Annotated in this window: 11 protein-coding genes and 1 rRNA gene; 9 read left to right on the top strand and 3 right to left on the bottom strand. The window is 42.5% G+C overall.

The window, feature by feature from the left end; translation table 11 throughout:
- Nucleotides 1–23 precede the first annotated feature (23 nt).
- Entirely contained in the window at nt 24–1,040 is a 1,017-nt protein-coding gene (gene purM, locus OXIME_RS07575; RefSeq protein WP_393971237.1) for a phosphoribosylformylglycinamidine cyclo-ligase, read from the top strand.
- Nucleotides 1,041–1,130: 90 nt separating this feature from the next.
- Nucleotides 1,131–1,481 (top strand): hypothetical protein, encoded by a 351-nt coding sequence (locus OXIME_RS07570; protein WP_393971236.1) that lies wholly within the window; start codon nt 1,131–1,133, stop codon nt 1,479–1,481.
- 202 nt (nt 1,482–1,683) lie between these two features.
- Here the strand turns inward: OXIME_RS07570 and OXIME_RS07565 are convergent, their stop codons facing one another.
- Both OXIME_RS07565 and OXIME_RS07560 read right to left on the bottom strand, forming a co-directional pair.
- Nucleotides 1,684–2,232, bottom strand: a complete 549-nt coding sequence (locus OXIME_RS07565; RefSeq protein ID WP_393971235.1) for a DUF99 family protein — start codon at nt 2,230–2,232, stop codon at nt 1,684–1,686.
- Between the two features lie 43 nt (nt 2,233–2,275).
- Nucleotides 2,276–2,455: a hypothetical protein gene (locus tag OXIME_RS07560; protein ID WP_393971234.1), complete on the bottom strand. Its 180-nt coding sequence runs from the start codon at nt 2,453–2,455 to the stop codon at nt 2,276–2,278.
- A gap of 571 nt (nt 2,456–3,026) precedes the next feature.
- Between OXIME_RS07560 and OXIME_RS07555 the strand changes: the two genes are divergently transcribed.
- Nucleotides 3,027–5,948, top strand: a 23S ribosomal RNA gene (locus OXIME_RS07555).
- Between the two features lie 172 nt (nt 5,949–6,120).
- Here the strand turns inward: OXIME_RS07555 and OXIME_RS07550 are convergent.
- Complete coding sequence (locus tag OXIME_RS07550) at nt 6,121–6,936, bottom strand: Mrp/NBP35 family ATP-binding protein (protein ID WP_393971233.1); 816 nt, start codon at nt 6,934–6,936, stop codon at nt 6,121–6,123.
- A 206-nt stretch (nt 6,937–7,142) separates the two neighbouring features.
- Between OXIME_RS07550 and OXIME_RS07545 the strand changes: the two genes are divergently transcribed.
- From OXIME_RS07545 to OXIME_RS07520, 6 genes are all read left to right on the top strand, one after another.
- Nucleotides 7,143–7,589, top strand: coding sequence for an HIT family protein (locus OXIME_RS07545; RefSeq protein WP_393971232.1), 447 nt, complete (start codon nt 7,143–7,145; stop codon nt 7,587–7,589).
- Nucleotides 7,590–7,702: 113 nt separating this feature from the next.
- The gene (locus OXIME_RS07540) at nt 7,703–8,299 is read left to right on the top strand and encodes an orotate phosphoribosyltransferase-like protein (protein WP_393971231.1); all 597 of its coding nucleotides are present in this window, start codon (nt 7,703–7,705) and stop codon (nt 8,297–8,299) included.
- A gap of 9 nt (nt 8,300–8,308) precedes the next feature.
- A complete protein-coding gene (lysS, locus tag OXIME_RS07535; RefSeq protein ID WP_393971230.1) occupies nt 8,309–9,823 on the top strand; it encodes a lysine--tRNA ligase in 1,515 nt (504 codons plus the stop codon).
- Between the two features lie 69 nt (nt 9,824–9,892).
- A complete protein-coding gene (locus tag OXIME_RS07530) occupies nt 9,893–10,447 on the top strand; it encodes a hypothetical protein (protein ID WP_393971229.1) in 555 nt (184 codons plus the stop codon).
- Nucleotides 10,448–10,600: 153 nt separating this feature from the next.
- Nucleotides 10,601–12,724: a methionine--tRNA ligase gene (gene metG, locus OXIME_RS07525; protein ID WP_393972266.1), complete on the top strand. Its 2,124-nt coding sequence runs from the start codon at nt 10,601–10,603 to the stop codon at nt 12,722–12,724.
- A 64-nt stretch (nt 12,725–12,788) separates the two neighbouring features.
- Nucleotides 12,789–12,956 (top strand): DNA-directed RNA polymerase subunit K, encoded by a 168-nt coding sequence (locus OXIME_RS07520; protein WP_393972265.1) that lies wholly within the window; start codon nt 12,789–12,791, stop codon nt 12,954–12,956.
- Nucleotides 12,957–13,143: the final 187 nt, after the last annotated feature.

Here is a 13,143-nt window from a genome sequence, read left to right as displayed (position 1 = left end):
ATTTGATGTTGTAATATCAATCCATGCCCAGAAGTTCATCCAAATTTGTAGATCGCAAGCAACAGGGCGATTTTGTTAGTCAGTTCATAAGGCAACTGAAATTCAAAAGGGAAGATTTCAGGACCATAGGAAGCTTTGGAGGGTTTACCTCACTAATTGATCTAGGTAATTTTGCAGTATCGTTGAACACAGATGGAGTTGGAACTAAAGTGATCATCGCCAACGAAGCTGAAAGGTGGGATTCAATAGGAATAGACTGCATTGCAATGAATGTTAACGATGCCCTCACCGCGGGAGCGGAACCAATTGCAATGGTGGACTATATTGCTCTCAGAGAGACAAACCAGGAAGTTTCCAGACAGCTGGGAATGGGTTTTAACGTCGGCGCGCAGATTTCCAATATTACTATTGTTGGGGGGGAAACTTCAATAATACCGGAACTGGTAAAGGATATGGACGTCTCAGGTACAACTCTTGGCATTGTACAGAAAAGTCAAATAGTTAATGGAGAAAAGATAAGAGACGGGGACGTTATATTTGCACTTCAGAGCAGTGGTCTTCATTCAAATGGTTTCACAACTGTTAGAAGCATAATCAAGGATAATGAGATCTCACTTGACTCTAAATTCCCAGGAGATACCAAGAAGGCAGTAGATGTGCTCCTTGAGCCGACCAGGATTTATGTCAGGGAGATACTGGACATTCTTAACATCGTTAATATAAAGGGAATGGCCAACATAACCGGCGGCGGTCTCAAAAACATGAGCCGTATGAAAGACATGAAATATGTTATTGAAGATCCATTTGAACCACAGAATGTATTCAAGCAATTAATGAGTATGGGGGGGCTTGAATATAAACAGATGTATGAAACATTCAACATGGGTATAGGGTATGTGGTGGTAATCGACGAGGAAAGCCGTATAGATTTCATCAACACGCTTAGAAACAGGGTTCAGTTCAAAGAGATAGGTCATGTGGAGAATGGGTCAGGGATCGTTATTCCAAAATACGAGACCGAACTTACAGGTTATTATTGAAGCCTCTCCATGGCATTTTAAATATTTTATAATCTTTGTAGTTATTAAAGTTACATTGAGATTAAATCTTCTTTCAAACTTTACCAAACCATGAAAATCGTTGCAGTAGTAGACGAGGAGAATTATGTGACACCTCTAGAATATGGCAATTCCATCATGGTGATAGATGATGAGACAAAGCAGATAAAGGAATATGAAAACCCTGGTTTTGGTTCGCCATACGGGGGCAAAGAGAGGTGCATGCAGGGAATTCTTTCACTGAAACCAGACGCAATAGTTGTGAAGGAAGGTGTTTTGTGTCCCGGTTCATACCACATGTCTTTGGGAAAGATGAAGTATGTGCCTGTGGAAGAAGAAAAGTTGGATGATATCCTGAAAAACCTTCCTAAGGTCAAAGAAAATATGGTAGACGAATTGGACATGAACATGTACAGGGAATAATCCTTCCCTAGATTTTTTAAATATTCATATATTATTAAGCTTAAAAAAGCCTACTTCCCATAAATGTCTTGAGCAATATTCTACAATGCCAGGTATTCAAAAGTAACAATGAGAAATTGTCATTTCTTCATGCGGGAATGGGATAAACAGGCGAAGAAGTTACCGCAAAAAGACAAGGCGTTTCAATTGAGACCGGGTAAATTCATACAATTTCTGATATCATTCTTCCTATCCTTAAAGGTTCTGGCGTCTTTCCAAAAATTGTACTTTTTCTTACAAGTAATTCTGCCTCTCTGGCATTTATTCCAGCAAGGTTTGCATAGATCTTGTAACCATTACGCATTGTAAGATCAATAATTTCTGTTTTTTCAAGGATTGCAATTCTCTTCCGTGCATCCTGAGTATGTTTCTCAACTGCATGTTTTATGGAATCAAGATCCGGTTTGTGTTTGATAAGGGATAATATAGGTAGCCCCGTTGAAGCATTTATTTCAGCTATATCACAAAAATTGAACCCTCCAAATGTTATCCCGGGCAACATAACATAATTGCTTCTTTCGATGTATCTGCTGAGAATCTCAGCTTTAATTGCATTGGTTGAATCAGTGCCGTCAATCTCAATACTTGTCCTGCTAACCCCTTCCAAACGTCCGTCCATGCGAACGAGAGTGAACAATAGCGTCTCATTTCCATTTTGGTCACGATTGAAAGGTGAACCGCATACTCCGACAATTCTTGGAAATCTCTTCACAGAAATCTATCATTTCTTATTATATCTTTATTTTCAAACAAATTTAATGTGATTTTTCTTCTTTCAAAGGAAGGAAGAAGGTTGTAAAATCCATTAACCATTTTAGCAGACTCCTCTGGAGGTGAATATCTAACTCATGCGCAAACTTCTTGGCTTCAATACCAAAGCCTAAGTCTCCCCTTTCGGGTTTGGGGTTGCCTTTAAAGCCGGACTTGTTCTGCATGTGTTTTTACTAGGGTAAGTCACCAACCATATACGCACATCAGAACCCTCATTGCAGAGGGACTTCTTTGTGTTCAGAGCATCCATGCATCCGGTGTAGGGAACTTATGCAGGTATACCCGAGAACTTACAATTATAAAATACAGCTTCATATGTAGAATCATCTACAGAACCCTAAATATGGTATACGTATGGTTATGACAATATCATCATCAGTAAAGTTAACTGCATTGAATCCGACATTCCGGTAACAGGGTGAGTTCAGCCATTTTATGTGGGATCTATTAAAATTAATTACTGTCAAACTGTATTCGGATGCAGTAAAATTCATAAAATTACAAACCTTAAAGTATTTTTTCATCAATTGCAATAAAAAAAAGGTTTAGATATGATGAAAAATCTGTAATTTATTGGTGATTTCAGAATAAAACGTTGACATGAAAACCCTTATATTGTCAAAGGATATATCCTGCCTACGCACTAAAATGCACCTTCTAAGCTAATAACTTTCGAAGGGAAGGGTAAGAGGTCTTATGACCGATGACGCCAGTCAATGTTTAATCGCAGCAAAATGGATTGTGTAATCTGCAAAGCTGCTTGGGGGATGGTTTGGTTTGGGAGCCGATGAAGGACGTGCCAAGCTGCGAAAAGCTTCGGGGAGGTGCATGGAGCCCGAGATCCGAAGATATCCGAATGGGACTTCCTGTCTTTTAGACACTCCGAAAGGAGAGGGAACCCGGGGAATTGAAACATCTTAGTACCCGGAGGAAAAGAAATCAATCGAGATACCGTTAATAAAGGCGATCGAAAGCGGTATAAGGCAAACCGAATTTCCCTTTGAAAAGAGGGATAGATGTGGAGTTTGGACCACCTTTAATGCCTCGTTGTCGAATTATAATCTGCTGGAAAGCAGAGCCAGAGAGGGTGATAGCCCCGTTTGAGTAAGACTTCAAGCTACAAGGGGTGGTATCCAGAGTACCGTGCGTCATTTTTCGCGCGGGAATATGGGTGGCACTAACATCCAACCTTAAATACTTCCCAAATCCGATAGCGAACAAGTACCGTGAGGGAAAACTGAAAAGTAACCCGAAAGGGTGGTGAAAAGAGCCTGAAACCAAGCAGCGATAAACTTATAGGGCACTCAAGGAGTGATACCGTTAACTACGGTAGACCGGTGTTCTATTATCCGTGTTGAAGAACGGGCCAGGGAGTTTTGATGAGTGGCAAGGTTAATCCTTTAAGGAGTAGCCGTAGCGAAAGCAATTATCCGCACAGCAATGGAGGGATAGCGTAATTAATGCGTTTAGTCACTTGTGGAAGACCCGAATCCGGTCGATCTACGCCTGAGCAGGTTGAAGCTTGGCGAAAGCCAGGTGGAGGACCGAACCAGTTCTGATGTGCAAATCGTTTGGATGACTTGGGTGTAGGGGTTAAAGGCTAATCTAGGCCGGTAATAGCGGGTTCCCCCCGATACTACCCGCAGGTAGACTTCAGCTGAGATGCTTGGCGAGGTAGAGCGACCGAATAGTCGGTAAGCAGTCGAAAGACTGCGCCAACTTATCAAACTCCGAACTTGTCAAGATCGTAGAAGCTGGATGCTAGGGCACAGGGATAAGCTCTGTGCCCGTGAAGGGAACATCCTAGACGAGGGTTAAGGTCCCTAATGCTGACTAAGTGCAAATCAAAGGGGTTTGTGGCCAAAGACAGTGTGGAGGTTGGCTTAGAAGCAGCCATCCTTTAAAGAGTGCGTAACAGCTCACTCACCGAGGCTACATGTCCCGAAGATGGAAGGGGCTAAAGTCAGCAACCGAGACCTTCGAGCACCGAAAGGTGATCTGGTAGGGGGGCGTGCCATATGGGAAGAAGTTTCTTCGAAAGGAGGGATGGACCGTATGAGCATCGCGGATCCTGGTAAAAGTAGCAGAAAAGAATTGTGAGAATCAATTCCGCCGAAAGGGCTAAGGGTTCCTTGGCAATGTTCGTCAGCCGAGGGTTAGTCGATCCTAAGGTCATCCTTAATAAGAGTTGACCGAATGGGAAGCTGGTTAATATTCCAGCACCTCTGGTGTTTTGCCATGCTATATGCTTTAAGATAGGGGGAGTACAGGTGTCAATGTATTCTTGTGTATAAGTGGATGGAGAGTTGTAATGACGAGAAGTTCACGAATGCAAGAGAGACCCTTTATAGGGTTTCCTTTAATTCTTGGAGCCTGTGAAGAAGTAGTATGGGTCAAGCCAGAGTTCGTACCAAGAACCGACACAGGTGCCCCTGGATGAGAAGTCCAAGGCGTTTGGGCCTAATGGGCGCGAGGGAACTCGGCCAAATAGCTCCGTATCTTAGGTAGAAGGAGTGCCTATTCTGAGAGAGAATAGGTCGCAGTGGCAAGGGGACCCCGACTGTTTACCAAAAACACAGATCGCTGCTAGTCCGTAAGGATGTGTATAGCGGTCGAAACCTGCCCAGTGTCGGTACCTGAAAGTCCCGTTCAAGGGAAAGAAGGGCCGATAAACGGCGGGGGTAACTATGACCCTCTTAAGGTAGCGTAATACCTAGCCGCTTAATTGGCGGCTTGCATGAAGGTTCAACGAGAGTCCCACTGTCCCCGCGCTCAGCCCCGTGAAATTGATGCACTGGTGCACAATCCAGTATCTCCCACTTGAAAGCGAAGTCCCCGTGGAGCTTTACTGCAGCCTGTGGCTGTAATACGGTTCTTAATGCGTAGTGTAGGAAGGAGCTGTCGATGCCTGGATTTTGGTTCAGGTGGAGGCAACAATGAAACACTTCCCTTTAGGAATTGCGTTACTAACCTCGAAAGAGGGACAACTATTGGTGGGCAGTTTGGGTGGGGCGCCACGCCCCTGAGAATCAAACAGGGGCCCCCAAAGGTCAGCTCAGGAGGGTCAGTAATCCTCCGTAGAGTGTAAGAGCAAAAGCTGGCTTGACTGTGTTGCAGACAATAGGCAACGCAGATACGAAAGTAGGGTCTAACGAACCACCCTGTACCTCCTTAGTGGGGGCGGGTGATAAGAGAGAAGTTACCCCAGGGATAACTGAGTTGTCCTCGGCAAGAGTTCATATCGACCCGAGGGTTTGCTACTTCGATGTCGTCTGTTCCTATCCTGGTGCTGAACAAGGTGCCAAGGGTGGGGCTGTTCGCCCATTAAAAGGGATCCTGAGATGGGTTCACTACGTCGCGAGACAGTAGGGTTGCTTCTCAGTGGGAGTGTTCGATGTCTGAAGGGCAGGAGCCTTTAGTACGAGAGGAACGGGGGTTCGTGACTTCTGGTTTACCGGTTGTCTGGCAAGGCATTTGCCGGGTAGCCACGTCATTCGCGAATAAAAGCTGAAAGCATCTAAGCTTGAAGTCGCCCCTGAAAATAGACATCGTTATAGGTCTCTCCTAAAAGAGGAGTTTGATAGAACTGGGATGTGAGTATCGAGCTTCGGCGAGATATTAAGTCCACAGTCACTAACCGACCGAATACACAATCTATGCTAATGTGATTTTGACTGGCGTTTACATAATTTTATGTGCGTTACTTTTTATTTTTTTTCTTTATTGAATTTTCAACTTGATTCTTATTAAAGTTTGGATAGAACATTTTTTCATATTGAAGTTGTTTGAATATTAAATTGATTGACAAAAATTAAAAAGTCGAATGGAATTATTGTTTTCCATCCTTTATTTTATCTACTATGGATAAGAAAATCTCTTTCAGTTTTTCGTTGTTGTCCACAGCCGCAACACCGTTATCTGAATCAGTTACTATCTGAGGTACCAGAGGAATTCTTCCAAGGAATCTTACATTGTATTTCTTTGCAGCTTCCTCTCCTCCTCCTGTTTTGAATACGTCTATTGTTTCACCACAGTGGGGACACACAAGTCCACTCATGTTTTCAATCAGACCTATGACTGGTAGCTTTAGCTGGCTTGCAAAATTAATTGCCTTCTTTGCATCAATAAGGGCAACCTCCTGTGGAGTAATAACAATAACAATTCCGTCAGCATCCGGCACAAGTTGGGCAATTGTCAAAGCCTCATCACCGGTTCCGGGAGGCATGTCAAGTATGACATAGTCCTTATTGTCCCAGAACACCTCTTCCAGAAACTGCTGCAGTGCTTTATGTCTCAGAGCCCCGCGCCATATTACTGCTGTATCTTCTGATGGAAGCAGAAATCCCATGGATATTACATCAACGCCATACCTTGTTTTTACAGGAATTATACCTCTGTCATCCGCATCAACCTTCTCGTTGCTCACCCCCAGCATCTTGGGGTCATCTGGCCCATTTATGTCTGCATCTATGAGTCCAACCCTGAGGCCGTGCGATGCCATTGTAACGGCCAAATTGACAGCTACAGTTGATTTACCCACTCCACCTTTTCCGCTCATAACAAGTATTGTATGCTTCACGCCCTTGTATTTTGTGGATTTTCCAGGTGGGGGTGTAATAGTCGGCGCAGGTGGTGGTTTATTCATTTTTATTGTTCCTTGTGGCATGCATCCAGATTGTACAGGGGTATTTTATGTTTGATAAGTAGTGGTTAAACATGGGCGCCTTGTCCTTCTTCTCTTAAATTCTCTATCTAATATAGGCTGTATTGCAATTTTTTAATGAAAAAAATGAGTTTAAAAAGCCAGGCAATCAAGCTTCATTTTTTATATTCCAATTATATTTATGTACCATGAACCAGAAATCTTGCGTTTTCTGCACTGAGATAGTGACAAAAAGAAACGCTGCTATAATATATGAAGACGATCTTACAATGGCATTCATGGACAACGCGCCAGTAGAGCAGGGTCATGTACTGGTTATTCCTAAGAGTCATTATTCAAACATCCTTGACATCCCTGTGGATATTTATTCGGCAGTACACCTTGTGGCAAGAAAGCTGGCGCCTGCCATCCTTCTCGCTATTAATGCCGAGGCACTTAATATAGGACAGAATAACGGGAGATGCGCCAATCAGAGAGTCATGCACTATCATCTGCATATGATCCCAAGAAAATGTGGCAGGGAGATAGAGTGGATCAGAAAAATCCTCACAACAGAGGAACTGAAACAAACTTCACAGAAAATAAAGAAAACGCTGGATGGTGAAATCGATACAACCAAAATTAAAATAGTTTGACCAATGCACTAGAGGTGTCGCTTACATTTGGAATCCAGGATAGTTTAGAAGACAAGGTTATAATAGTTAATGCTGATTTTCTCTACGATATAAAATAGAATGAGGTTATCATTATGAAAAGCCTTGAAGAATTGTACAAAAGAGCACTTGATCTTAAGAACAAGGGCATGGGAGACAAAGAAATTTCGACCGAACTTCACCTTTCAGTCAATACTGTTACATGGTTATTAAGCAAAGATTTTCTGAAGGAATCAAAAGTACAGGATGTAAAGATAGGGTGGAGAACTGCAGGCGTATACGGCAGCAGGATAAGCAGCATTTCAGAAATAATTGCAGATATAATAGATGAGGAATCACAGATTGGAGAATACCAGGTCTCTTCAATACTTGGGATAACTATTAATGGAATTCCATTTGCAACAATGGTCTCTTATCTTATGGATAAGGAACTTGTGGTTTACAGACCTCACCCAAGCAGAAAAGAGGGGCTTTTCAGCAGCAATTTTGCCAGTGTAAGAGGTAAGAATATTGTCATAATAGACGATGTTGCCAGCACTGGTGAAACCCTGAAAAGAACAATAATGGATGTCAAATCTGAAGGAGGGAATGTGGTTCTCGTTGTTGTTCTGGCATCCAAGATACACGGAGACGAAATTATGGGTGTCAGGCTAAGGTCCATAATCAGAACAAGCCTCATAGGAAGCAGTTAGGTTTCTTATATGCACTGGGCAGACAATCTTGTAAAAGATCTGGAAGGCAAACAGCTGGTATCCACCGGCATATCTCCTTCCGGACCAATTCACGTAGGCAATATGAGGGAGATTCTTACAGGGGATATGATATATAAGGCCGCCTTGAAGAAAGGGCTGGATTCAAGATTCATATACCTATGCGATGACATAGATCCACTCAGGAAAGTATACCCATTCCTTGACCAGACCTATTCAGCATATGTGGGCTACCCACTAAGCAGCATACCTGCACCCGATGGAGGGCCTTCATATTCAGAGTATTTCTTGAAGCCATTTTTAGAGGCGCTCTCCAAAATAGACGTTAACGTGGAGGTTATAAGAACCACAGGTCTCTACAGAGAAGGAAGGTTTGAAAGATCCATAAGGATTGTAGTGGAAAAACGCGAAAAAATAAGGGAAATTCTTCAGGACCTCTCCGGAAGGGAAATTGAGGAAAACTGGTTCCCCTACAATCCGAGATGCCGCAGATGCGGAAGAATCAACTCTACTGTGGTCACATCATTTGATCTCCCTCTCATTCATTACAGGTGTTCCTGCGGGAACGAAGGTTCTTCAGATATAAGGAAGGATGAAGGAAAGATGCCATGGAGAGTCGAATGGCCTGCCAAATGGTTCGAGCTTGGTGTAACTATAGAGCCTTTTGGAAAGGATCACGGCGCAGCAGGCGGATCATACGACACTGGAAAGAGAATTGCTGAGGAAGTTTTTGGCATAAAAGCCCCTGTTCCATTGATCTATGAGAGAATATTCCTAAAGGGAGTAGGTGTTATGCACTCCTCAACGGGCATATCAATCCCAGCATCTGATATGGTCAACTACGCTCCACCACAGATACTGAGATTCATAATAGCCAGAACAAATCCAGGCAGGCACATAAACTTTGATCCTGGTGCCGGTCTTCTAAATCTGGTGGACGAATTCGAAAAATATCAGAAAGCATACGATGGGCTTGAGGAGGTTAAGGATGATGATTACAGAGAAGTCTACGAATACTCAAGAATTCAAGGGAGGGAGAGCAGGAGCGGCATAAGCTTCCGGCATCTTGTTACACTGGTTCAGATATATACTACCCCCCATGATCTCCTAAGAATTATGAAAAAATCAGGCTATGAAGGGGATAAGCTGGATGATGAGATGGCATGGGAAATACAGATTGCAAGGAACTGGATCTCGAAGTATGCTCCAGATATTGTGAAATTTAGGGTTATGCCAGAGGATTATAGGGCCAATCTTAACCAGGATGAAAAAGATATTTTAAGGGAATTTGTGCAACAGGCTATAAATATAAAATGGACGCCTGAGGATATACATAATGCTGTACATGAAATTCTGAAGAAAAGAAATGTCCCTCCAAAAGAAGGATTTGGTTCATTCTATAAAGCAATAATTGGAAAAGAACAGGGACCGAGGCTTGGATATTTCCTCTCCAACATGGACAGAAACTTTGTCATAAAGAGGCTGGAATACAATATATCTGCCTGATGGGATTCAAATTCCTGGATCTTTTTTTAATTTCCGACAATTATATCAAGCATAGAGTTCTCTACATTTATGATAAAACATGGTTTTGTTGAAAGGGACATAGACCCTTCTGAAGTACACGATCTAGTGAAGGAACTGCTTGCAAAGGAAGACTTCAAGATTACCTCTGATGATGAGAGCAATTCTATTTATGAAATACATGCAAAAAAATCAAACGCGGAGAGAATAGTTCTTGGAAGAGTCAGGGATGTTGACGTAGTTATAGCTGGCGACAAAGGCAAATTCCAAGTTCAGCTGCATGCGGGCATATGGGGGAGAGACATGGCAATACCTGCAATAGAAGGAATAGCCACATTGGGTATGGCGACAGCAGCAGAATTGCATTCAGGTCACGAGTTTGAGAAGAGAATGTGGGAACAGATCGTGAAGAAGATTGATCCAACCCTGAAAATATGTGAATATGACGGCATGCTTTTCAAAACCCAGCAGGAACTGGATCAGCACATGAAAGCACACCAACAGCAGATGGCAGGATCAGGTTCTATGATGGGGATGGGCATGATGGGCATGGGAATGATGGGAATGGGTATGATGGGATTTGGAGGTCCGGGTCTATTCATCTGATCCTTTTACCAAAACAGAACTTAAATGCAGCCGGGCAAGATCATTTTTCCCGGTTGTCTTGTAAATAATTGGCTCCAGGAATTCTCAAGAATTATTACCAAGTAATTTATTACAGCATCGGAATCCAAACTTAGTTAATTTTGGAGGTGTAATATTATAAAAATATTAGTTAATGCGGCTCTGCCTTATGCAAACGGTTCGCTTCACCTGGGCCATATAGCCGGAGCGTATCTCTCGCCCGATATATTTGTGAGATTCAACAGGATGATGGGGAACGAAGTTATGTTCATTTCGGGAAGCGATGAATACGGAACTCCTATAACAATCTCTGCTGAAAAACAGCAGACAACTCCTGAGGAAATAGCTGACAAGTTTCACAGGGAATTCCTGGAGACCTTTAGTTCTATGGACATAAAGTTTGATTTTTTTACCAGAACCTCATATAAGGATCACTGGAAAACTGCGCAGGAGATTTTTCTAGACCTTCTTGGGAAGGGGGTTCTTGCTGAAAAGCCCATGATTTCTCCTTATTGCGCAAAATGTGGGCGATTCATGCCTGACAGGTATATAGAGGGCACATGTCCTTACTGTGGTTTCAAAAAGGCCAGAGGAGATCAGTGTGATGAATGTGGCAGGACTCTTGATCCACAGGAACTTATAGATCCCCGGTGTGTTCTTTGCGACGAGATTCCAGAGTTCAGGGAAACATCCCACTTCTTTCTGAGACTGGATCTGTTCCAGGAGAAACTCATGGAGTGGCTTGGGAGTAAGGATTTCTGGAGAACAAATGTACTGGCCTTCACCAGGAATTTTATATCTGCAGGGCTTAAGGAAAGGCCAATAACCAGGGACCTTGACTGGGGTGTCCCCATACCTCTTGAGGGTTACGATCACAAAAGGATCTATGTTTGGTTTGAAGCTCTGATTGGATACATATCAGGATCGAAGATGTATTCAGAGAAAATAGGAAAACCTGACTACTGGAAGGAATTCTATTACGGAAAAGGCGTAAAGACATACTATTTCATCGGGAAGGACAATATTCCTTTTCATACGGTAATCTGGCCGGCAATTCTAATGGGAATAGGGGATATAAATCTCCCGTATGATGTTCCAGCGAATGAATACCTCAGGTTCAAAGGGGAGCAGTTTTCCAAGAGCAGGGGTATCGGACTGACTGTCCATGAAGCTTTGAAGATAGTTCCCAAGGATTATCTGCGCTTCTATATGGCAATGAATCTCCCGGAAACAGGGGATTCTGATTTCACTCTCTCAGATCTCCAGGAAAAAGTAAATAGTGAGCTTATTGATAAATTTGGCAATCTTATACACAGGGTTGTAAGTTTCATAACCAAAAACAAGATGGAACCATTGCCCGGTGTCCCTGACCCTATTGATTTGAAGGCAGTGGAAGAGGCAGAAAGAAGATTTGAGAACTATTCCTCATTAATTTCAAAGGTGCAAATTAAAAAGGCATTCTACGAGTGGCTGGAGCTGGTGAAATTTTCCAATGTTTATTTCAACGATGCCGCTCCCTGGAAACTTGTTAAAACTGACAGAGAGAAATGTGCAGCAAAACTTCACACAGCTCTTGTTCTGATTGAATATCTTGACTACATGTTATACCCATACTGCCCATCCTCAGCAGAAAAGATAGTACACATAATCGGTCCGGAAGGGTTTTCATCTTTCACATACTTGGATCTTAAGAGGACAAAAAAGTCCTATTATCCTGTTTCAACTGAAGTGCCCTTCGAGAAGATTGATCTTCAGTCCAATAATGGAAACAGGCTTGACCTGAGGGTAGCCCTCATCGAGGAAGCCATAATGCATCCAAATTCAGACCACCTGGTCATTCTGAAGATTTCTCTTGGAACGGAAAAACGCCAGATAGTTGCAGGCCTGAGGAAACACTATGAACTCAGTGAACTCCTGGGTAAGAAAATTGTTCTTGTGGCAAATCTGAAAAAGGCAAAGATCAGAGGAGAGGTATCTGAAGGCATGCTCCTTGCAGCTGCAGACGGTGAAAAAGTGGTACTGCTTAAACCAGATGACAACAGCCTTCCCGGAGAAAGGTTAAGCCTCGATGATCTGCCATTTAACATGTCAGGGCAGATTACAATTGAGGAATTGCGTGATTTCAACCTGAAAATTGAAAATCTCAATGACGAAAATGTTGCCACTGCAACCATTTCCGGAAAGCAGATGATTATTAACAGAAACGGCATTGCAGTAACTGCCTACGGTGAGGTCGCTCCAGGTTCAACCGTCAGGTAGTTGAAAACACCAATAAAAAATTTATTATAGTTCTTTTAATTACCTATAGATTCCGTTGATTTCTATGAATTATACCAAGTTTGAAAAAGCAAGGATTATCGGTGCAAGGGCATTACAGGTCTCCATGGGGGCACCAGTTATAATAGATGTGCCGGCAACAATGTTCGACCCTGTGGATATAGCCATCCTTGAATTCAACAATGATCTTATTCCAATTACCATTAAAAGATAAACCAAACTATTTTTTTTACTTAGTTAAGAAAAAAAGCCATTTTTAGACGATATCCTGACTGAATAATTTTGTGATTTACGCTGTTTTAACAGCCGGAGTACTGATAGTTTTTAATATATGTAGTAGAATTCTCGAAATGGTTATATAGAGATTAACTATAGAGGAGACTACGCACATATCTAGGGAA

Origin of the sequence: Oxyplasma meridianum, from assembly GCF_038024865.1 — an archaeon.
Taxonomy (GTDB): Archaea; Thermoplasmatota; Thermoplasmata; order Thermoplasmatales; family Thermoplasmataceae; genus Oxyplasma; species Oxyplasma meridianum.
The sequence above is the reverse complement of the archived record's forward strand: the minus strand, read 5'-3'. Positions and strand labels throughout refer to the sequence as shown.

Bases quoted from the DNA above. Each gene is read 5' to 3' on its own strand.
- purM (WP_393971237.1), top strand. From the start codon at position 24: ATGCCCAGAAGTTCATCCAAATTTGTAGATCGCAAGCAACAGGGCGAT.
- OXIME_RS07570 (WP_393971236.1), top strand. From the start codon at position 1,131: ATGAAAATCGTTGCAGTAGTAGACGAGGAGAATTATGTGACACCTCTA.
- OXIME_RS07560 (WP_393971234.1), bottom strand. From the start codon at position 2,455: ATGCAGAACAAGTCCGGCTTTAAAGGCAACCCCAAACCCGAAAGGGGA.
- OXIME_RS07550 (WP_393971233.1), bottom strand. From the start codon at position 6,936: ATGAATAAACCACCACCTGCGCCGACTATTACACCCCCACCTGGAAAA.
- OXIME_RS07545 (WP_393971232.1), top strand. From the start codon at position 7,143: ATGAACCAGAAATCTTGCGTTTTCTGCACTGAGATAGTGACAAAAAGA.
- OXIME_RS07540 (WP_393971231.1), top strand. From the start codon at position 7,703: ATGAAAAGCCTTGAAGAATTGTACAAAAGAGCACTTGATCTTAAGAAC.
- lysS (WP_393971230.1), top strand. From the start codon at position 8,309: ATGCACTGGGCAGACAATCTTGTAAAAGATCTGGAAGGCAAACAGCTG.
- OXIME_RS07530 (WP_393971229.1), top strand. From the start codon at position 9,893: ATGATAAAACATGGTTTTGTTGAAAGGGACATAGACCCTTCTGAAGTA.
- OXIME_RS07520 (WP_393972265.1), top strand. From the start codon at position 12,789: ATGAATTATACCAAGTTTGAAAAAGCAAGGATTATCGGTGCAAGGGCA.